The 20,724-nt window shown below is 44.8% G+C and carries 25 protein-coding genes; 1 reads left to right on the top strand and 24 read right to left on the bottom strand.

Going from position 1 to position 20,724, the window contains the following annotated elements; genetic code table 11:
• Positions 1-107: 107 nt before the first annotated feature.
• The 12 genes from L1028_RS04915 to L1028_RS04860 all read right to left on the bottom strand — a co-directional run bounded on the left by L1028_RS04915 (position 108) and on the right by L1028_RS04860 (position 9,498).
• On the bottom strand, positions 108-749 hold the full coding sequence (locus L1028_RS04915; RefSeq protein WP_234531958.1) for a tetratricopeptide repeat protein: 642 nt from the start codon (positions 747-749) through the stop codon (positions 108-110).
• Positions 750-860: 111 nt separating this feature from the next.
• A complete protein-coding gene (gene panD / locus L1028_RS04910; protein ID WP_042129504.1) occupies positions 861-1,244 on the bottom strand; it encodes an aspartate 1-decarboxylase in 384 nt (127 codons plus the stop codon).
• The gene (gene panC / locus L1028_RS04905) at positions 1,237-2,079 is read right to left on the bottom strand and encodes a pantoate--beta-alanine ligase (RefSeq protein WP_423803015.1); all 843 of its coding nucleotides are present in this window, start codon (positions 2,077-2,079) and stop codon (positions 1,237-1,239) included. Before panC ends, panD begins: the two co-directional genes overlap by 8 nt.
• A gap of 49 nt (positions 2,080-2,128) precedes the next feature.
• Positions 2,129-2,995, bottom strand: a complete 867-nt coding sequence (gene panB / locus L1028_RS04900; RefSeq protein ID WP_234531952.1) for a 3-methyl-2-oxobutanoate hydroxymethyltransferase — start codon at positions 2,993-2,995, stop codon at positions 2,129-2,131.
• Between the two features lie 336 nt (positions 2,996-3,331).
• Positions 3,332-4,132, bottom strand: coding sequence for a biotin--[acetyl-CoA-carboxylase] ligase (locus L1028_RS04895; RefSeq protein WP_234531951.1), 801 nt, complete (start codon positions 4,130-4,132; stop codon positions 3,332-3,334).
• Complete coding sequence (locus L1028_RS04890) at positions 4,122-5,417, bottom strand: CCA tRNA nucleotidyltransferase (protein WP_234531949.1); 1,296 nt, start codon at positions 5,415-5,417, stop codon at positions 4,122-4,124. Before L1028_RS04890 ends, L1028_RS04895 begins: the two co-directional genes overlap by 11 nt.
• Positions 5,418-5,427: 10 nt before the next feature.
• The gene (gene bshA / locus L1028_RS04885) at positions 5,428-6,585 is read right to left on the bottom strand and encodes an N-acetyl-alpha-D-glucosaminyl L-malate synthase BshA (protein WP_234531948.1); all 1,158 of its coding nucleotides are present in this window, start codon (positions 6,583-6,585) and stop codon (positions 5,428-5,430) included.
• 20 nt (positions 6,586-6,605) lie between these two features.
• Entirely contained in the window at positions 6,606-7,316 is a 711-nt protein-coding gene (gene bshB1, locus L1028_RS04880) for a bacillithiol biosynthesis deacetylase BshB1 (RefSeq protein ID WP_234531942.1), read from the bottom strand.
• On the bottom strand, positions 7,313-7,735 hold the full coding sequence (locus tag L1028_RS04875) for a methylglyoxal synthase (RefSeq protein WP_042129517.1): 423 nt from the start codon (positions 7,733-7,735) through the stop codon (positions 7,313-7,315). The genes bshB1 and L1028_RS04875 overlap by 4 nt, the downstream gene beginning before the upstream one ends.
• Before the next feature lie 15 nt (positions 7,736-7,750).
• A complete protein-coding gene (dapB, locus tag L1028_RS04870; RefSeq protein WP_234531933.1) occupies positions 7,751-8,554 on the bottom strand; it encodes a 4-hydroxy-tetrahydrodipicolinate reductase in 804 nt (267 codons plus the stop codon).
• 33 nt (positions 8,555-8,587) lie between these two features.
• A complete protein-coding gene (locus L1028_RS04865) occupies positions 8,588-9,109 on the bottom strand; it encodes a tetratricopeptide repeat protein (RefSeq protein WP_234531925.1) in 522 nt (173 codons plus the stop codon).
• Positions 9,110-9,168: 59 nt separating this feature from the next.
• Positions 9,169-9,498 (bottom strand): nucleotide pyrophosphohydrolase, encoded by a 330-nt coding sequence (locus L1028_RS04860; protein WP_234531923.1) that lies wholly within the window; start codon positions 9,496-9,498, stop codon positions 9,169-9,171.
• 168 nt (positions 9,499-9,666) lie between these two features.
• On the opposite strand from L1028_RS04860, the gene L1028_RS04855 reads away from it, so the two are divergent.
• Positions 9,667-10,536 (top strand): YitT family protein, encoded by an 870-nt coding sequence (locus tag L1028_RS04855; RefSeq protein ID WP_234531921.1) that lies wholly within the window; start codon positions 9,667-9,669, stop codon positions 10,534-10,536.
• Between the two features lie 58 nt (positions 10,537-10,594).
• Here L1028_RS04855 and L1028_RS04850 read toward each other — a convergent pair whose 3' ends face one another.
• The 12 genes from L1028_RS04850 to L1028_RS04795 form a co-directional block, all read right to left on the bottom strand.
• Entirely contained in the window at positions 10,595-11,494 is a 900-nt protein-coding gene (locus tag L1028_RS04850) for a sporulation protein YpjB (RefSeq protein WP_234531919.1), read from the bottom strand.
• A gap of 155 nt (positions 11,495-11,649) precedes the next feature.
• The gene (locus L1028_RS04845) at positions 11,650-12,291 is read right to left on the bottom strand and encodes a DUF1405 domain-containing protein (protein WP_234531916.1); all 642 of its coding nucleotides are present in this window, start codon (positions 12,289-12,291) and stop codon (positions 11,650-11,652) included.
• 93 nt (positions 12,292-12,384) lie between these two features.
• Entirely contained in the window at positions 12,385-13,257 is an 873-nt protein-coding gene (locus L1028_RS04840; protein ID WP_234531915.1) for a menaquinol-cytochrome c reductase cytochrome b/c subunit, read from the bottom strand.
• 26 nt (positions 13,258-13,283) lie between these two features.
• Positions 13,284-13,955: a menaquinol-cytochrome c reductase cytochrome b subunit gene (gene qcrB / locus L1028_RS04835; protein WP_060622723.1), complete on the bottom strand. Its 672-nt coding sequence runs from the start codon at positions 13,953-13,955 to the stop codon at positions 13,284-13,286.
• A 6-nt stretch (positions 13,956-13,961) separates the two neighbouring features.
• Positions 13,962-14,516 (bottom strand): QcrA and Rieske domain-containing protein, encoded by a 555-nt coding sequence (locus tag L1028_RS04830; protein ID WP_234531914.1) that lies wholly within the window; start codon positions 14,514-14,516, stop codon positions 13,962-13,964.
• A gap of 239 nt (positions 14,517-14,755) precedes the next feature.
• Positions 14,756-15,175 (bottom strand): DUF2487 family protein, encoded by a 420-nt coding sequence (locus L1028_RS04825; RefSeq protein ID WP_234531913.1) that lies wholly within the window; start codon positions 15,173-15,175, stop codon positions 14,756-14,758.
• 950 nt (positions 15,176-16,125) lie between these two features.
• Complete coding sequence (locus L1028_RS04820; RefSeq protein ID WP_042129535.1) at positions 16,126-16,305, bottom strand: IDEAL domain-containing protein; 180 nt, start codon at positions 16,303-16,305, stop codon at positions 16,126-16,128.
• 245 nt (positions 16,306-16,550) lie between these two features.
• Positions 16,551-17,633, bottom strand: coding sequence for a hypothetical protein (locus tag L1028_RS04815; RefSeq protein WP_234531912.1), 1,083 nt, complete (start codon positions 17,631-17,633; stop codon positions 16,551-16,553).
• A gap of 89 nt (positions 17,634-17,722) precedes the next feature.
• On the bottom strand, positions 17,723-18,310 hold the full coding sequence (locus L1028_RS04810) for a histidine phosphatase family protein (RefSeq protein ID WP_234531911.1): 588 nt from the start codon (positions 18,308-18,310) through the stop codon (positions 17,723-17,725).
• A 180-nt stretch (positions 18,311-18,490) separates the two neighbouring features.
• Positions 18,491-19,081: an anti-sigma factor family protein gene (locus L1028_RS04805; protein ID WP_234531910.1), complete on the bottom strand. Its 591-nt coding sequence runs from the start codon at positions 19,079-19,081 to the stop codon at positions 18,491-18,493.
• A gap of 5 nt (positions 19,082-19,086) precedes the next feature.
• The gene (locus L1028_RS04800) at positions 19,087-19,674 is read right to left on the bottom strand and encodes an RNA polymerase sigma factor (protein ID WP_042190156.1); all 588 of its coding nucleotides are present in this window, start codon (positions 19,672-19,674) and stop codon (positions 19,087-19,089) included.
• A gap of 561 nt (positions 19,675-20,235) precedes the next feature.
• Positions 20,236-20,649, bottom strand: a complete 414-nt coding sequence (locus L1028_RS04795; protein WP_234531909.1) for a L,D-transpeptidase family protein — start codon at positions 20,647-20,649, stop codon at positions 20,236-20,238.
• Positions 20,650-20,724: the final 75 nt, after the last annotated feature.

Below are 20,724 nucleotides of genomic sequence, written 5' to 3'. Positions count from 1 at the left end.
CTTAATCAGCATAACAGAAGTTGCGAAAAAAGGCGATGCACACCACTGGTTCAGGGGATGCATCGCTTGAATGAAAATGCGGAATAATAAACCGTAAACGTAATAATTTACAATAATGAAACAAGCTGATTTCCGAAATGAAGCTTACCTCCTCGGCGGCGGCAAACCTCCAAATTAACGGTTGGTTCAGGAAGTGCCGGGTCAAGCTGCAAAGAAAGGCCAAACAGCTCCCGCGCTTCATTGAAACGTTCTTGAGAGGCCCTGATGCAACCTAAAGCGTTATAAACCATTGCCTTCAGCTTGGTTTCCCGTACCAAACCGAGCATATGGTTCAGATGACTCCAAGCAGCTTCCCCCTCCCCCTCCTGCAGGTAAGAGATGGCTAAATATAATCGAGCAGCCAGGCTATCCGGATATTGCACAATAACTTCCTTAAACTGTTCAATACATTTTCCAAACATCAGCAGCTTATAATACCCCTGACCTCTAACAAAAGTATCCATGCACAGCTCGGGTGCTTCCTGCTCTGGCACTTCCTCTTCAACCACAGTCGTAAAATCTACACTTTCACGAAAGTGACTTAGCTTCTCAGCAAAGGCCAGCCATTCATCCATCACTTTATCACTAAGTCGGTGCAGCATATTATAATTGCATAAAAGCTCATTCCGGCGGGCACCCTCCGCTGTAGGGTAATCTGTTACGATCTCCTGAAGCACCTTGTTCATTTCAGCAAACAAATGTTGAAACATGGGCTATCCCCCCTTACTGAAGATGAAATCAGTTCAGCTTGCCTGACTTCATTTTCTGCGAGAACGGGGTCTTTCATCCCTGCCATTCATTACATGGCGTAAGTCCATAATTTAAGCGATTGTAGCATGCAATTCATGATCAGCCAGCTTCACAGGTCTGTTGTTCTCATCCACGAATACCACCGTTGGCTTATGCGACTCCAGTTCTTCCGAAGACAGCATCGCATACGAAATAATAATTACTGTATCTCCCGGTTGAACAAGACGTGCAGCTGCACCATTTAGGCAGATCACACCACTGCCGCGAGGCCCTGGAATAACATAGGTTTCTAACCGTGAACCATTATTGTTATCCACGATCTGCACTTTTTCATTCTCAAGAATATCTGCCGCTTCCATTAAGTTCTCATCAATGGTAATACTTCCCACATAATTCAAATTCGCTTCTGTCACCGTCGCCCGGTGAATTTTGGATTTCATCATATGTCTAAACAAGAGCGGCAACCTCCTTTGGAATAAATACATTATTGTCAATTAAGCGCGTTCTGCCAAACTTCACGGCAAGCGCTATAATAATTTCCCCATTTACATCCGTTAATAAAACTTCGTTCTCTAAGCCTTCCAGATTAGGGAATGTCAGTATTTCCGCATAATCAATGACCGCCAAAGGTGAGCTGGATACAACCGATGTCAACAATTCCCGCACTTCAGCAACGGTTGTAACTTTTCCTTCTTCAATGGCCTGACGTGCTTCACGTAAGGAACGAGATAACACCAATGCTTGAGAACGTTCCTCCGGAGATAAGAATACGTTACGCGAGCTTAGTGCAAGTCCATCTCCTTCACGAACGATAGGGCAAGGCACAATTTCAACATTCATATTCAAATCGGATACCATTCGGCGGAGTACAGCTACTTGCTGAGCATCCTTTAACCCGAAGAAAGCATAATCTGGCTGCACGATATTGAATAGTTTATTAACAACTGTTGTTACGCCATTAAAATGCCCTGGACGCGAAGCCCCACAAAGTCGAGTGGTAAGCTCTGATACCGAGACAGTAGTCCGGGTAGGTTGTGGATACATTTCTTCCACACTGGGGATAAATACAATATCGACACCTTCGCGTTCCGCAAGCTCCAAATCACGCTCTTCATCGCGCGGATAGGAATCAAAATCCTCATTCGGTCCGAACTGCAGCGGGTTCACAAATATGCTCATGACGACCGTGTTGCTCATTTCTCCTGCCCGCCGAAGCAGACTGGCATGTCCTTCATGCAGGTATCCCATTGTTGGAACAAACCCAATCGGGGTATGCCCACCTTGTCTCATATATTCCAAGGCCTCGCGCAGTTGCTTAACGCTTCTGACGACTCTCATTTTATTCCCCATCCTTTCCGGCGCCGCCGTATAAAGATTCCAGAACGGTTTCATCCGCCTTAAAAACATGGCCTTCATCTGGGAACGAACGGTCCTTCACTTCTTGTACATATTGGCTGATACCCTCACGAATTACATTACCCACATCCGCGTAGGTTTTGACAAAACGTTTCTCACGGTAGGGTGAGGCATAACGTAGCAAATCATGGAAAACCAATACCTGACCGTCGCAATAACGGCCTGCACCAATTCCAATGGTCGGAATGCTCAGTGCCTCAGAAATCGCTTGTGCTACTTCTTCTGTCACCAGCTCCAGTACCACTGCAAAAGCACCTGCCGCTTCAAGGGCTTTAGCTTCATTCATCAGACGTTTTGCATCTTTGGCGTCCTTACCTTGAATGCGGTAGCCACCAATCATATTTACCGATTGTGGTGTAAGTCCAATATGCCCCAGCACAGGAACTCCCGCAGCTACAACCGCAGTAACAGTCTCACAAATTTCGAGACCGCCTTCCATTTTGACGGCATGAGCCCGCCCTTCCTGCATCAGTCTGCGCACACCCCGCAAGGTTTCATCTATACTTCCGTGGTAGGTCATAAATGGCATATCTGCCACAATGAATGTTTTTTGTGCGCCCCGAGTTACTGAACGAGTGTGGTAGACCATATCGTCAATCGTAACAGGTAAAGTTGTATCATATCCAAGTACCACATTTCCCAGGGAGTCACCCACCAGAATAAGATCGATACCGGCTTCTTCAGCAAGTAGAGCCGATGGGTAATCATAAGCAGTCAGCATGCTTAACCGCTCACCATCTGCTTTCATTTTTTTCATTTTCACAATATTAAGCGCTTGATTGTTTGCCATTTCTCTCTTCGTCCTCCTTTTTGAAATTACATCCCCGTAAAAATCGCAACAAAAAAACCTTTTAGCAACGATTTGCTAAAAAGGTCCGAAGGGCAAAAAAGAGTCACTCGCGATCGTCCCTTCTGTCTCGGTCCTTACGGCTCAGAGCAGAATCCAACGTAACCGTCTAACGCAGTTATGAAGGTGATTCCAATAATAAAACCATTATAAGTTCATAAGATCAAGAGTACAGTTCGCAAAACGATACCGCCTCTGCCCCATAGTATAACAAAAAGGACTCGGAAATACACGAAAAAAATATGACAAGGGATGATACCCTGTCATATAAAAAAAGATTTATAAAAGCTCGATTTCACCTGAGCATACGCTTGAAATCTCTCCTGCGCTGTTTTTAAGGATTAGTCCACCTAACTCATCCAGACCTACCACAATGCTTTCAGAGCGTCCCTGAGGGCTATTCAGAGCGATTTGGCGACCCAAAGTAACTGACATCGACTCCCACAGCTCTTTGATAGGTTTAAAACCTTGTTCCATGTATAGATTGTAATGCAGCTCTAACTCATTCAATACAGCTCTTACCAGCTCCGAACGGTCAATAGGGACACCGCCCCGCTGAATCCGAAGAGAAGTCGCTACTTCCTTCAGGTGATCAGGATAATCGTCTTCAGTCAAGTTCGCAGAAATTCCAATCCCGGCGATGCAATAATGAAGCTCTCCTTCTCTTAGCGAAGACTCGAGCAAAATTCCACATATCTTTCGACCGCCTGCAAGCAAATCATTTGGCCATTTAATCCCGGCGTCTACTCCAGTTACACGGCGAATTGCCTTACAGACAGCAACCCCAGCAAGCAGTGTTAACTGAGGAGTCTGTAACAAAGGTAAATTCGGACGCAATACAATACTCATCCAAATGCCTTTGCCACGAGGAGAAAACCATTTCCTACCCATTCGCCCTCTAGCACCGGTCTGTTCTTCAGCGATTACGGTTGTTCCTTCTGGCGCACCGTTTTCCGCCAATCGTTTGGCTTCCTCCTGAGTAGATACGACAGACTCTAGGAGCTGAACTCTGTCTAGCCAATTCGAATCAGAAGCTTCCTGCTTCAATCCGGTTAGCGACAGCGCTTTTTCATAGCTCATGTCCATCCATCCTTTTTGCTTCAAGCAGCAATTCTTGTTTATTGTTAAGAAGATCTCCCGAAGCAGTCGCCTGCAGAAGTGCACTCAGCATATTGCCAAGCCAAGGTCCTGGACGTTTCTCAAGCGCTTCCGCCAACTCATTGCCTGTAACAGCAAGCTCCGAGAGACTCTTCAATGGCATTTGTGCGATCCAGTCTCTTGCAGGCACCGCTGGGATTCTGTCAGCAGCGGGAAGGGCATCTGCTGGCAGGATCGCCAGCAGCGAGAGCCACCCTTCGGCGGCTTCCACGCCGAAGGTAAGCACGGCGGCGATCCAGCGCCGCCGCAGTAAATCCGTGCCGCCCGGTTCCCCCGGTGGCACTGCCTCCAGGGCAGCGGTCCAAGCTTCGCGGACCCGCAGCACCTGGACGACGCTGGTACGCGTCGTCCCAGAGAACGTCCATGCCCGCAGCAGCTCATCGGCCTCCTGGGCCGACTGCTTCAGGGCATGGAGGAGAAGCGCCCACCGCAGATGGGCGCTCTCCAGTTCCCCTATCCCGGCCGTTAAGGCGGCAGCAGCCGCCAGATCGGTTCCGTTCCAGGGGAACGGGGCTTTGCCGCGCGCTAGCAGCTCGCAGCGCGCTAGCATAGCAAGGCCGCGCCGAGGATGCGGCCCCTCTACGATACGGTCCAGCTCCGCGCGGACACGCTCCACAGCAATATGCGCCAGCTTATCTCGCTGGCGCAGTAGCCCCCTCCACGTATTCTTCGCGATGGAGAAATCTAACACCGATGCGAAACGAACGCAGCGAAGCATGCGAAGCGCATCCTCATCGAACCGTTCCTCTGCATCACCCACACAGCGGATCATACGGAGAGCTAGATCCTTCTCACCTCCGAAAGGATCAATCAAATCTCCACCCAGCCCACAGCATATCGCGTTAATCGTAAAATCACGACGGCGAAGATCTTCCTTCACATCGCTAACAAATTCAACATGGTCCGGACGGCGATGATCGACATAGCCGCTTTCAGTCCGGTATGTCGTCACCTCAAATCCATGCCCATCCTGAAGCACGGTGACCGTCCCATGTGCTAGCCCTGTCGGAATACTGCGTGCGAAGATGGCTATCACTTCCTCAGGCACTGCTGAAGTTGTAATATCCATATCATGCACTGGCCTACCCAATAGCTCATCGCGAATGCAACCTCCGACCCAAAAAGCCTCATGGCCGTTTTGAGTTAGCTCAGAAATTACATCTTCCGCCGCAAGAGCCATAGCTGATGGCGCCATTTTCCATTTCATTACGAACTCCTTACCCCCTGACTGTATCCAGTCTAGGTACCTTGCGCCCGAGCACACGGTAATATATATCCTCATACTGACTTGTAATCGAATCCTTACAGAAATCTTTGCAGGCCGTTTCCAGACAAGCTTGTCTGAACTGCTCCACCATACGATCATCCGATAGGAGTTTGATTGCATATTTCGCCATAGTTTCTGTATCACCAATTGGAGCAATGAATCCTGTCTTGCCATGTTCTATGAGCTCCGGAATGCCTCCGGTTTGGGAACCTATAGTCGGAACGCCACAGGCCATCGCTTCCAGGGCGACCAGACCAAAGCTTTCCTTCTCAGAAGGTAACAGAAGAAGATCAGCCAACGATATAACTTGAGCAATCTCATCCTGTCTTCCTAAGAAGCGGACTTTATCATCCAGACCCATTTCACTGATCTTAGCTTGAATCTTAGGAAGATCTGGCCCTTCACCAACAAGAAGCAGGCGTGAAGGGTTTTCACGATTCACTTTAGCAAAGATATCGACAACATCGCTTACCCTTTTAACTGGGCGGAAGTTACTGATGTGCATCAAGATCTTCTCCTCAGGAGAAGCAAAATCTTCTCGCAGATTCGATACATCCCGAGGATAATAGACACGATGATCAACGAAATTATAAGTAAGGTCGATCTCGCGCGTGATATCCAGCACCTCTCGTGTTTCTCTAATGAGATCCTTCGATACGGCTGTTACGGCATCACTTTCATTAATTCCAAGACGGATTAGATCTTTTAGCGATTCATCCTGTCCAAGTACCGTAATATCAGTGCCATGCAAAGTCGTTACAACTTTTATATCATTACCAAGCATCTGCTTAGCAAGGAAAGCACAAACAGCATGCGGAACGGCGTAATGAACATGAAACAGATCTAAATTCTGCATTTTGGCAACCTGAGCCATCTTCGTAGCAAGTGCTAAATCATAAGGAGGATATTTAAATACATAATAATCATTAACCTCTACCTCATGGTAAAATATATTTTTCTGGAATTTTCCTAACCGAAACGGAATGCTGTGTGTAATAAAATGAACTTCATGTCCCTTCTCGGCCAAGAGTTTTCCTAATTCAGTCGCTACTACGCCTGAGCCGCCAAGAGACGGATAACAAGTGATGCCTATTTTCAAACGATCCATATTCCGTCCCCTTCTATACCTTATATAGTCTGATCCCCTGCAGTGAACAGATCTACTGCATAAGGAACTTTTGTTGCAAACCCTTCCGCATAGGGAATGAGTCTCCGCTGTCCAAGCAACATGTCTCTGGAACGAACACGTTCAATGTAACCTTCTGTTAGCGGTGTGGATACAGCATCGGCACCGAGCGGCATGGTGAACTGGGAACGATAGCAGGACAACGCCTGCTCCTTCATCCCATATTGTTTAGTTACATCTACAATAAGATCTGTACGTCCTAGATCATTTATAAAATAAAAAAACAGCTGTGGAGCCGGAACTGCCGGCTTGTCCGGCATATATTTTCGTAGTTTAGCATTAAAAACAGCCTCTTCTACCAGCTTACTGCACGCAATATGATCCGGATGACGATCTTCCCAATAAGGAGCAAAAACAATCGCAGGAGCAAACCGGCGAATTTCTGCTGTCACAGCGGCCACATGCTCTTCTGTTATAAACAGCCCTCTGTCAGATAAACCCAAATTCGTCCGCACTGACACGCCAAGCAGATCAGCAGCTTGCTGTGCCTCTTCCTTGCGTAGCTCTACAGTACCGTTCGAGGACATTTCCGCAGCTGTTAAATCGCACAGACCTACTTTTAGTCCTGCAGCGGTATGCTTCGCAATCGTACCTGCCATTCCGATCTCCGCATCATCCGCATGAGCCCCAAATACAAGAATGTCCAGCTTCATTCATCAACACCTGGTTTGTATTTATGGACGAGTTCACGCCAAGCAAAGTCACCACGATCAATCGCCTTCACAAGCACCTCAGCTGTTGCGATATTCGTTGCTACAGGGATACCATATACGTCACATAGACGAAGTAAAGCTGTAATATCTGGTTCATGTGGCTGTGCCATTAATGGGTCGCGCAAGAAAATAATAAGATCCAATTCATCCTGGGCTACCATTGCCCCAATTTGCTGATCTCCACCCAATGGTCCTGACATATAGCGATGAATCTTCAAGCTAGTCACATCCATGATCCGTTGGCCTGTAGTCCCCGTAGAAAACAATTCATGACCTACAAATACATGCTCATAAGCTAATACAAAATTTACGATTTCATCTTTTTTACGATCATGTGCAATAAATGCGATCTTTAACATGGTGTTCTCCCCTGTCTATTCTATAAAGTGCTCAAATCCATAGATCAAGCCAGTATATCCCATAACCTTTTGAATACCCATCTTAACGCCTGGCATATAGCCTGCTCGCTCATAAGAATCATGCCGGATTTTTAAGGATTGTCCGAACCCACCAAAAATCACTTCTTCTTGGGCAAACACACCAGGAAGACGGACACTATGTATCCGGAATCCGTTATAATAACCCCCACGGGAACCCTCAATCGTTTCTTCTTCTTTAGGGTTTCCTTGACGAAGCTCTTCCCGTACTTCTGAAATCATCTCTGCTGTTTTGACTGCAGTTCCGGATGGAGCATCCAGTTTTTGGTCACCATGATACTCGATAATCTCCAGATGTGGAAAGTATTTTGAAGCTTGAGCTGCAAATCTCATCAACAGAATAGCCCCTATGGAGAAGTTCGGAGCAATAAGTCCACCTATCCCCTGGTCTTGACACTGCTTGTCCAGTTCCAAAATTTGCTCCGGTGTGAATCCGGTTGTACCGATAACCGGACGCACTCCATATTTAATGGCTAGCACTGTATTCATATACGCTGATTGCGGTGTAGTGAAATCGACCACAACATCTCCGTTGCTTCCCGCGAGGGCAGCCCCAAGATCTGAAGTTACAATAACTCCTGAGTCTTCGAGACCTACTAGACGGCCTGCATCTATATCCATCGTTGAACGATCTACCGCAGCCGCTAGCTCCAACTCTTCGTCCTGCAGCACAAGTTTAACTACCTCTTTACCCATTCTCCCGCCTGCTCCGGATACGATAACTCTGATCTTGTTGCTCATATCTTTTCATCCTCGCTTTCACTAGTTATATAGTTACTGCATATACGATTGTATGGATTTCTGAAGGTCTGCCATCAATTCTCGCAAACCAGAATCATCCGGATGTAAAGAAATCACTTCTTTCAAGGCGGCCATAGCCTGCATATGTTCATTCACCCGACTATGTGCGATGGCAAGCCATACATAAGCATCCCCATATAATGGATCAAGGGTGATGGCCTCTTTAAGTAGCGTAATCGGATGATACGGGTTACGAGTTTTGTTATCTTCATCTTCTATCAACCGCTTAGCTTCCTGTACATGCATCATAGCTTGAAGATGCTGTAGATGTAGACTATACTCAGGTTTGCTGCCATCTAACTTCATAGCCGCCTGAGCATGAACTAAAGCTTTATCTAGCATACCACTGCGGGCATACGTTATGGAACAACGATATCTGACTTCAGCATCAGCCGGACTTGCTGCAATCGCGGCTTCAAAGCAAACAATAGCTTCTGCAAAGTCACTACGCAATATAGAGCGATAGGCTTCTCTTACGTAATCCCTTTGATCCATATCCTCACCATCCTCACGGCTAAATCCCGTTCGTTTGGTACAGCATATGTTATAGAGGCCTAATCGGTGTCTTTTGGTGTCCAACGACCAGCGTCTCGGGTATTAAACTTATGCATGACCTTATTATGTGCTTCAGTCAGATCAATCCCAAGAGAATTTGCAAAACAAACAGTAATAAACAAAATATCTCCCAGTTCAAGCTCAATAGAATTGTCTGCTTCATCAGATTTCTTCGGCTTCTCACCGAATTCATGATTGACTTCCCGCGCCAACTCTCCGACTTCCTCGGACATGCGGGCTAACATAGACAGCGGACTGAAGTATCCTTCTTTAAATTGCGATATATAAGCGTCTACTTCACGCTGAATGTCACCAAGACTTTTGTCCATAAAATGTTTCTTTGCCCCCTCAGTATATCTTGCCTTCTGTTTGCCCCTATGTTATCGTAAAGACGTTTTGAAGACAAATCTTTTTTGAATATTTTAACACCTGCAAGAAAAGGTATACTTATTATAGGAAAAGAAAAACTGCCTTAACAAGGCCTAACGAGGGATTCTATGAATTCAAACAAGGTAATTTCAATCAGCAAAACAGTTGCCCCTATCATGCTCGGAACCGCAGTATATGCATTCGGACTACTGTATTTCATCATTCCCAGTCAACTAATGGAAGGCGGCGTAACGGGAATCACACTGCTGCTGAATTATGCCTTTGACATTCCAATCTTTTTAACAACACTGCTAATCAATCTCCCCTTGTTTCTGCTGGGTTGGAAAGTCCTAGGCGGCCGCCAAATTGTATACACAGGTGTAGGAATCGGATCTTTGTCCCTTTTCTTGTGGATCTTCGAAAGATTGATCTCTGCTGGTTGGATTGTTCCTTTCAGTACCGAACATGACTTTATTCTTGCTGCGCTATACGCAGGGGTAACACTTGGAACCGGGCTTGGGATTGTATTCCGTTTTGGTGGCACTACAGGTGGTGTAGACATTGTGGCAAGAATTCTGGGACGGAATTTCGGCTGGAGCATGGGGCAGATTATTCTGGCCATCGACATTTTCATTATCGGCTCTTCCATCTTCTATATTCCCAAAGAAAAAATTCTATACACACTCGTTGCAGTGTTTATCGCATCGCGTGTCATCGATTTTATCCAAGAAGGTGCTTATGCCGCCAAAGCTTTTACAATCATTAGTGATGAGGCACCTCAAATTGCTGATCTAATAACTGCTGAACTAGAACGAGGGGTAACACTTATCCCCGCAATCGGTGCGTATTCTAAGCAAGCCAAACATATGGTGTACTGTGTAGTTTCAAGGCAGGAAATTCGCCGTCTTAGTTTACTGGTAAAATCGGTTGATCCACACGCGTTCGTAATTATTAGCGATGTGCACGACGTACAAGGCGAAGGATTCAGAGAAACATAAACCAAAAGGAGCGGGGGACTCTTCCCCGCTCCTTTTGGTTATTTATATAACCATTCCACTAAATTGGCTTCAAGTTCTGATTCTCTCCTCTGTACTTACGGTAGCCCGCATAAGCTAATACAGCGATAATAAAGCCTGCGGCTAGTCCTCCCCAAATCCCAAATTCTTGTGAGGCCAGGGGTACTGACAAAGCCGGCTCATCTTTCTCTTTTCCGAACATTACCCGCACCGTATCCTGACCGTAAGATACAATTTCAAGCAACCGGGCCCGTTCGATTTTTTGTGAGGAAGAAGGAATACCTGCGGCGTAAGAGAGCCAAGAATCAAAAGCATTTACAACTTCAGGTTTCCGGGAGACGATCACCGCTGGCCTGATATTTTCGTACCTGCCCTGTAGCCTCTCTACAGCCGTTTTCCATCCCGCCAGATCATTTGTAGCACCACTTTGCTCCATCGCATTTAAATCCTCGCGGATTAGCTTATAATACTGAAGCCAAATGGGCTGTCCGGGTTGATTCAGACTGTTAGCAGCTAATCGTAACCTGGTAGCTGTAGCTTCCAATTGCTGCTGGGATACTTTTGCACTTGCCACAGCAGACTTCAGGTCCATAATGACCCCTGACAACGCATTAATGCCCTCTACAGAGGTCATTCCTTCAAAAGAAGAGGACACTATGATCCTAGAGATCTCTTCGGTCTCTTGTCGGACCTTCATCACATCCCCTTCCAAGACATACCCATACAATGCCTCAGCGGCTTGTTCTAGCTGCTGTGCTCCAGTCTTTCCGCTTATCACTGTCAAACCGTTGCCCGAACTAACGTCGGCGCTTTGCTTCGAAACCTTGCCAGAACCTTCACCAGCATTCCCTTGCGCTGCTGAAGCTTTTTCAACATTCATGCTGGTCAGTAACCAGCAAAATACTAGAATAACCAACACATAATATCTCCCTCGGAGCATGAGACATCCCCCTCCTGCCTAAGAAGAAACGACGTTGTCGTCTTTTAAAGACGATATTCGTTTCTCGTAAAATTATAAGGATAAAGTATAGTATAAAAATTATACTTCTTATAATTCTAAATGTATGGCAGGGGGACAAGGGTTAGAACTGCTTACTAGAACCTATTCTTAAACTGATAGATAGAGTCTACTGGTCTTTGTCTACTACTAAACAACCAAGCAACAATCACACTAAACAACGTAAGCGCCATCGTGAAGTATTGCACCTGTGTGACATCATCGTTCAGTACAGAGGGTAACCATGGGTATATTCCATAGGAATAGTCCAGCATATCGTTAGCAAGGGTCCAGAACAGCGCTAGCGGAATCATTTTGCGGAAAGAAAAGAATCGTGCATAGATCAAAGCTTCTACCGCCATCCCCAAATGAGAGACCACCAGCATCCAGTCTTTCCAGACTAGAATATCTCCTTGATAACCTCCAGCAAAAATCATACTTACTGCCCAAATCCCATACTTAACAGAAGTCACCACTGCTAACGCCTCAATAAGCTCCCTTACATTGTTTCCCGTATAGCTTTTTGGAGGAAAGAGCATTAGCAACAGCGCCAAGGTAAAGAACAAGCTCGCGGTTGGACTATCTGGAACAAACGGGAGCAACCAAAGCGGAAAGTTAGCCGCCGTGAACTCCAATTGATTGCCGTACCATATGTAGCCATAAAGGGTACCGAGAAGATTCACAATAAATAACAACCAAATGATTCCTCGGTGCTTAAACAGTTTATCAAGAACTGACATACAGATCATTAACCTCCCAAGTAGTGGCAACTTTACATTTAGACATGCAAAAACCTGACCGCAGTTTCGATCAGGTTTTGCGTTATTATTATTTTACTGTTCGCTTTTTTGTTTGGCAAGCCAGTCTGCCAAGGCATCAATGTCTTGATCCGAAAGCCCCGCTCCCAGAGCAGTATCATACATCTTCGGCATTTGCCCTTGACCCTCTTTTATAATAGTAAGGATTGCTTCTTTATCATGGGTGTCCCCAACGCCGCGAAGTGAAGGTCCACCTGCCCCTTTCAAATCCGCCGCATGACAAGAGATGCAAGTAGCTTGCTTAAAGAGCCCCATAGCTGGATCATCCTTATCTACAATCGCTACTTCCTTTGCCTTAACTGCACTCGAGGTTGGAAGCCCCTTCGCCCTATTCTCTGCCGCCTTCTCTTCCCGCTGAACATCTTCAGGAATTTGGCCAGTCTCAGCCATTTCATGTTTGTATTCCGTCCAAGCCGTATTCGTTAAGTACACAATCGCCGCAAGTGATAAGAACATCAAAGATGAAGCGATCGGTCTACGGTAGAAGCGACGTTCTCTGCCCGTGTCAAGAAATGGAGCTAGAAGAAGTGAACCAAAAGCTACACCTGTCACTCCTAATGTACCTAGAACGATATAATCACCAGATGCATAAGGAAGCTTCAAATACTGATAAAGAAACAAGAAATACCAGTCAGGAATTGGAATAACCGTAGCACTCGCATTCGCTGGAAACCCTAGCGGCGCAGGCTCTGAAATAGTAAGCACTAATATTCCTACAAGTACAACGACACCAACCATCCATTCTTTCAGTAGAAAGTTAGGGATAAAGGCTTCCGATTTACCAGGATAGGCTGTATAGTCTGGAGGTATGATAAATCCATTGCCTTTACGAACTCTGGTATCACCGACATATACAACCTTTTCCTTAGAATTGTTTCCATGTGCCATCCGTATTCCTCCTCTCTCAGATTAACTTACAACGGTCCAGAAATCCCTTGTCTGCGGATCATAATAAAGTGTCCTACGAGCAGACTAAGAAGCACCGCTGGGAGGAAGAATACATGTAGTGCGAAAAACCGAGTCAACGTTTCTGCACCAACAATCGTACCGCCTTGCATAAGTTCTTTCAATACGGGCCCCATCACTGGAACAGAGTTTGCAATTTCGAGTGTTACCTTAGTCGCAAAATAAGCTTTATTGTCCCAAGGCAATAAGTACCCCGTTAAACCGAGCCCCAACATTACGAAGAAAATGAGCATTCCAACTACCCAGTTCATTTCACGTGGAGCCTTGTAAGAGCCTGTAAAGAAGACGCGCATCGTATGAAGGAACATCATAACAATGACAAGACTGGCACCCCAGTGATGCATTCCGCGAACAATTTGTCCAAAGGCAACACTAGATTGTAAATACTCAACACTTGCATAAGCATTGATAATATCTGGAACATAATACATCGTTAAGAACATACCCGATAAGATCTGAATCACTGTAATAAAAAAGGTCAGTCCGCCAAAACAATACACAAACGCAGAGAAGTGATGGGCCGGGTTAACATGCTCAGGAACCTCGTGATCGGCCACATCTCTCCAAATTGGCGTAACATCCAAACGTTCGTCAATCCAGTTATAGATATTTTTAAACATTAGAACCTACGCCTCCTCACTAGCTACTGTATTAGGCACAATATCACCCAAAAGAACCCACCCGTTATCAAATTTCGTTTTATACTGATCAAGCGGTTTTGGAGCTACTTCGAGATTTTTGCCGAGTTTGGTATAACGTGCACCGTGGCAAGGGCAGTGATACTCGTCCGGATGCGCCTTATCATTGTTCCATCCGACCGTACATCCTAAATGTTTACAAATGGGTGAAAGCGCATAAATATCTCCCTTTGCGTCTTTACGGATCCACGCAGTCAGCGTCGCTGTGCTGTCGTACCATCCGTCTTTCTGTTTCAATTCAAACGTAAACTCTTGGGGCTCTTCGGTGATTTTACTTATTTCAGCAACCTTTATAAAATCCCCTGCGCCCTTCTTATGTAATATTGGGTCCACGACAAAACGGACCATGGGGAGAATTGTACCTGCCCCCATAAAAGCAGTAGCGCCACCTAGCGTGTAGGTCAAAAATTGCCTGCGCGACATCTCTTTACGGCTGGGTGGTTGTTCAGGCCAAATATCCTGTTGATCCTTATGGCTGCTCATACTGTTATATAACCCCCTTCTCAAGATATAAGAAAGTATCTAAGCTGTCCGATCAGAGATGCCTTACTATAAATAATCCGTTTTCAAATCTTATCAATGAAATACATCACATACCATTTCGATTCAACCTAATAATAGCTTAGGCACCAAAACCCGTCAAGAATATTGTCTAATTTGTGACAGGCCAAAAAGTGATTTCTCATTACAATTGTTGATTTTCTGTCACATTTAAAAGAGACTCACCGTCGCCACATCTCTTGAATTTTCATACTAATATCACTATTAATCTTACCTTCCAGAGAGCCCTCAATGATAGGCAGAGAGAGTACTAAATCGCTTTCAATAATTTCTTGTTCCAGAAGTGCTACATCTGCTGTCAACACCACGGCATACTGGAAACCACTGGATTTGACTTTTCGGCAAACCTCATTAATTAAACCGACATATCCATCCCCTCCATACTGAATCGCTGGGTAAGTTACAATACGTCCCTTAAACGGTATTTCCACCAAATCCATGAAATCACGTAACCTTTCTAATGCTTGAACCGCCTCGGGAGGAGTCTCGGACCCACTTAATCCTGTAAAAGGTATGAGACATGTATCATAGAACTTTTGATTTTCTTTCCATTGCTCAACTTTAAAATCACTGAATTTCATTTATGTCCATCTCCCTATATACGATCCTTCGTCGCTTACACTTTTCACAAATTTGCCCGAAGTTATAAATCCCATTATATTGAAAGAGGGGGATAAACGTCTAGATTTAGATTTCCACTCGTCTTCCTTCACCTCTAATTGATACAGAAAGTGAGTTGAACAGGTTGGATACTCAAGTCATTAAGAAATTCAAAATTTCTAAGCCAGTGAATGAGGTTTTTGAAGCAATCATTGATCCGGAGAAACGGTGGTTACAATTGCTCTAACAGAGTTGGAGCCTGTAAGTACAGTTATTGAAATAAATGAGTCCGGATTGAAAGAAACCGACCCCGAGATCGTAAATAAAATGATCGGTACATCTTTTCCACCTCTCTTTACGTGATTTGCACCTTCCTCTTGTGCCAAAGATGAATTCAGCCCTGCTGAAGTCCCCTACGGGATTCATCGCTTCCTTCTTCAGTTAGATCCTTACGGATTTTTTTCTGCTTTCATCACTCATCTCGAACGCCTGGATATACAAATACCTATTTCATATTCAGCCCTTCCACCCGTATTGCACCATGGGACGTACTATGGCGTCTGCTGACTTCTGTACTTTCAACTTACCTTCACAGGTAAGGTTACGGAAGTTGTTCCGCCTTCCGCACAGATCTCCCCAGGTAAGAACGCTATCTTCCTCTCCATCATCTGCTTCATTTACTCTCGCACGCCTTTGGCAGTAAGGGTTTTAGTTTGTTTAACAACCTCACCCAACGTACGCTAGCCTTATATGAAGTTCGTGTTCCTCAGACCGGAGATTTGCCGCCGGTTTTCCTTCAGATTCCAACTCACGGTGGACATCCTTGCCTTAGACTAATGGCTACTACTGCCTTCGCCATTCGGGACTTCAACCCTATAGATAGCGCCCATGCTGGGCGTACTAAAAAAAAAAATGCGCTAAGCGCATTTCTTTATGCCAAACTTTTAAGTTCTTCTGTAAGATTTCGAAAAGCCAATTTATCTCCTGTAGCCAGCGCCGTGTCAATCTCACGGTGCAAGATGTCGGAGCGACGCTTTCGCAGCGCTTCATCCCACACCATTTCTGCCGCAAGTCCTAGCATCACTTCGTACGTAGCCTTCATTTTGTCCATTCGATACACCTCCGCTGTTTAAGAGATCCTTATTGCTTTAATATTTTGATATCCATCAAGATGATTTTGTTTTCGGTTTCAAAAGTGACGGCACCTACTAAATCATATTCAACAATCCTGTCTACGTTCTACATATTCACCCATTCTAATCAATACTTCATCTATTGTTCCTATCAATAACCAAAGCGAAGTCCTCATCTACGTATGTAATTCCCATAAGCATTTGCTTGTATGCCTCCATACTACTATAGATGTTTAGGCACGGCTATCCCCATCCCCCACGGCGTCATCATCACAGTGAGACCAGCAGTGGTCTCCCCTAATTTAAGCATCCCAAGGTGCACCATCATCCGAATAATTCGTTGTTCCAAAATAGATGCGGCATTGTCATAATAGAATGGTTTAATTAACCACCCTATACCATCCACTAATGAAGGTACGCTCACCCAATTCCCAGCACTAATGCTTACCCAATACACAAGTGAAGGCAGGTTTGGTACAGCCCCCTTATATAGTTTTAACCAAAAAGAGAATATCTGCATCAACGAGTCACATTTCCCATCAGCCAACACTGCCTCTCCTGTTGCTGTAAGCCTTAGCCGAAAACCTTCTTCAGTGATCCAGCGGCGATGACGAACATAATCATACAGGAGCGCTAATCTAGGTGGATAATGCTCACATGCCCTACCATAACCAAATCTCCAGCCGCCTTTGCTAAGAAGATCCTCCGGAATATGAAGTGCATTCATCAATCCTTGCTGATACCGCCTATACATTGCCCCTTCCTGATTCAGCTCTGGCTCATTTTCCTTGATATATCTTAGAAGCATAACCAGATCACTTAATAACAATTCTCCTTCATTTCGATACATGGCTGGTTCAGAGCTAACCGTAACCTTATCCTTGATATGCGCGCTCATCGTCTCACGAAAGCGCTCTTTTAAGTCTTTAGGCACTTGGAACAAGTATCTGGTTTGCTGGGAGGAACCGCTAAAGAGCCAGCCTGCGCTTTTGAAACGAGAAACCATTTCCCGGAAGCCTCCGGTCTTTCCTTCTGGAGTATCAAAAGAAGCCTGTCTAGCTACAGCCAACAAATCTTCCAGACTAAAGTAGCAGCGTTCATCAAAAAGTAATGTATTCAGAAAGCGTAGATCCTCCGGAGCACATTCCCGGATATGAGACTCCATAAAACTTCTGCTTCCAAGCATAATCAGAATACTCTGGATCAAGTCATGTTTGGAATTCTGCTTGCATTCACACCGGTAGCGTCCCGCTATGGCGGTCAGCTGTCCAATATCTGCATAAGTGAGCATATCCGCCAGATTCATGTTTTATCGCCTCACCGTTTTACTACCATTATGGGAAATACAGCCCTTTTTATTCCCCTTTGCGCAAAAAAAATAACCCGATGCACGGGTTAACGCTGATTTTGCAGGATATGGCGAGTACAATTATATAAAATAGGGTTCCATTCCTGTTCTTTCTTCTCCAAAATCGTCAAAGATAAATTTCCAATTCGCTCAGAATACTTATCTTTGTAAAATACAGTATACAGTTGAGCGAGGAACCCTCCATGAGATATGACTAATATGTTCCGATTGGGATGCTGCGCCGAAATATCTTCCATAAAGGCAAGTGCACGCGCTTGAAGCTCTTCGTCAGTTTCTTGACCAAGTGAAAGCTGGCTCCAATCTTTCCCCCACTTCTCTTCACGTTCAGCGGCAGTAAGCCCTTCTACTTGCCCGTAGGCACGTTCCCGAATCCGATGATCAGGATCAAGCAACGGTACATTTAATTTATCAGCGATAATCTTGCCTGTCTCTGCTGCCCGGGAAAGGTTACTTGTAATGCAATAATCCCAGCGATACGGCTCTTGTAATAAGCGGTCAGCAAGCATAGCAGCTTGCATCCGTCCTTCATCATTAAGCGGAATATCACTTTGCCCCTGTATCTTTCCAATTGCATTCCAGTCCGTCAATCCATGGCGTATCAAGCCGATTAGCATATTGCCTCCCCCTTTTCACCAAAGTATTTGTCTCTTAATGTAACATGGATGAATAAAAATGTCTTCTTTTATGCGCATTAGAATACAAAAAAAGCCCCTTATCTTTACATAAAGGGACTCCGACATCGTTCTTAACACTATTATATACTGAAATAGCTAAGTCATACATCAATAGACCCTTTATGATCTGCGATATCGATTCAGCCGGGTTAACGAAAACACTGCAAAACCCACGCCAAGCATGGATAACATCATCCAATATTGAGGATGAGTAGGTCTCATATTTACTACAAGTGGTTCAATAATCCCACCTTCAGAGCCTAAAATGGGATAAGTGGATGTCCATTCCATAGAGCCAGCAACGCCAGTCTCTACAATTCCACTTTGAGCCACAGTGATATCAGCAGGTGTTCTAAACATAGTAAAGTAAAGAACACTGGACAAAAATACCGCCAGGAAGCAAGCGATCCAGAGACTAAGCCTATGGCGAACAATGGCAGATGTCCCTGCGGATTTCCCATCCCCTGGCATCAACCAAGGACTCTCTAGATAAATCCGCTCCATAACTTTAACATTTATAACTTCTGCACGCTCTTCACTAATCTCTTCTTTCAAATCATGCATAAGCTGGCTACTCTCTTGCCACAGAGACCATTCAGCAGCGCAGTAAGGACAAGTTTCAATATGTTGTTCAAGCAAAATCCGCCTAGGATGTGTGGGGGGAGCGTCCCACAAGAGCGGAATACATTCTTGCGCTTCCCTGCAATTCATTCGCCTTACACCCTCTCAACCTGCTCTTCAACTTCAGGCTCATTGAAATAGGATTCGAGTTGAAGCTTCACACTACTTCTGGCACGAAACAACAATGATTTCACGGAGCTTACACTCTGATCCAAAATTTCTGCAATTTCTTGATAATCCATCTGATCGTATTCACGCAGGATTAGCGCAGAGCGTTGTTTCTCCGGAAGATTATTAATTGCCTCACGAACCAAATTCATCCGTTCTTTACGCAATGCAGCCTGCTCAGGCGCTACTTCAAACGGTGCAACGGGAGTATATCCACTCTCTTCTAGGGATACATTTCCGGCACGATTCTTACGAAGCTCACTTAGCACGGTATTACGAGCAATAGTGTACAACCATGTTGAAAAGGAAGCATCTACCTCTCGAAAGGAATGCAAGCTACGGAATGCCTTGTAGAAAGTCTCCGAACAAAGGTCCTCTGCAATTAGCTCCATTTGTGAGTTTCTAAGCATATGATATACAAATGCCAATATTTTTCGTTGATAACGACGCATTAATTCTGAATATAATTCTGTGTTGCCTTGTTTGATTTCCTGGATCAACTGGGAATCCGTCATGGTGAGATTGGCCCTCCTCGCCCTTGCACGTCTTTTCCCGTCCGGTCCGTACTTATTATACCGGTTTGGGCTTTAAAAGTTGCGGTGTTACTGCAAGTTTTTAGTTTATTACAAGAAGAAATGACTTAGACGTCCTTTTATGATGGACAATCGTTTCTCGTAGACATTACATTTATGGATAAAGTAAACACGAGACCTACACGTTCTTAAATTTTCAAATACATCTATGTATATTCAACCACCCTATGATTAAGGCATGATGATTGTGATGAATATAAAAAGAAAAATGACATAATTCTAAGTGCACAAAAATTTTAGCATCTAGAAACATACCTACTCTATTGTATCATAGATTCTCATAGGATGACATTAATAGACTTCAGAGCAGTAATCTCGTCAGCACGACATGACATCAAACTATATACGAATACTAAAATATAACCAATAATCTTACTGAAAACGAACAAACAACCTTAACAAAATTATTACCGATAAAGATAGAATGAATAATAATTTAGTTTTTAAGCAGAAAAGGATGGGCTTAAGCCCATCCTTTTCTGCTTACTGATTAACTTTCAGAGATAGTAACCTTACTGTGCCTCCACCCAACGTTGAAAGCACATAAATCAAACTGGCTTGGTCATTATCAGAAAGTCTTACGCAACCATGTGTGGGACGAAGCGGATAAGAAATGGCACCTGCGTCTGCTGCAGCACCACCGTGAATCCATAGACCTGTGCGCCCATTTTGTTCTGCAGTTAACGCATTACCACTGATAGGATCCATAATGACATATTTCGATGGCCCATAAGAACGGATGTTACCTTCAGTTTGGTCCATTGGAGCTCCCGAAATTGTTGCTGAATATACTCCAGTCGGTGTATGTCCGTTAATTTGAGACCAGTTGTAACCGTATTCTGAGCGGCCAAGTGTTTGTTTTGGGCCAAATACTAAAGCACCACTATCATTATACATTTTCAACGTACCAATTTTGTACGATCTGCTAACAAGTTAACCATAATGTGATATCCCATTTTTAAAACCTCCGAT

The organism is Paenibacillus pseudetheri (assembly GCF_924513355.1).
Lineage (GTDB): Bacteria > Bacillota > Bacilli > Paenibacillales > Paenibacillaceae > Paenibacillus_AQ > Paenibacillus_AQ pseudetheri.
This window is presented reverse-complemented; position numbering and strand designations above follow the sequence as displayed.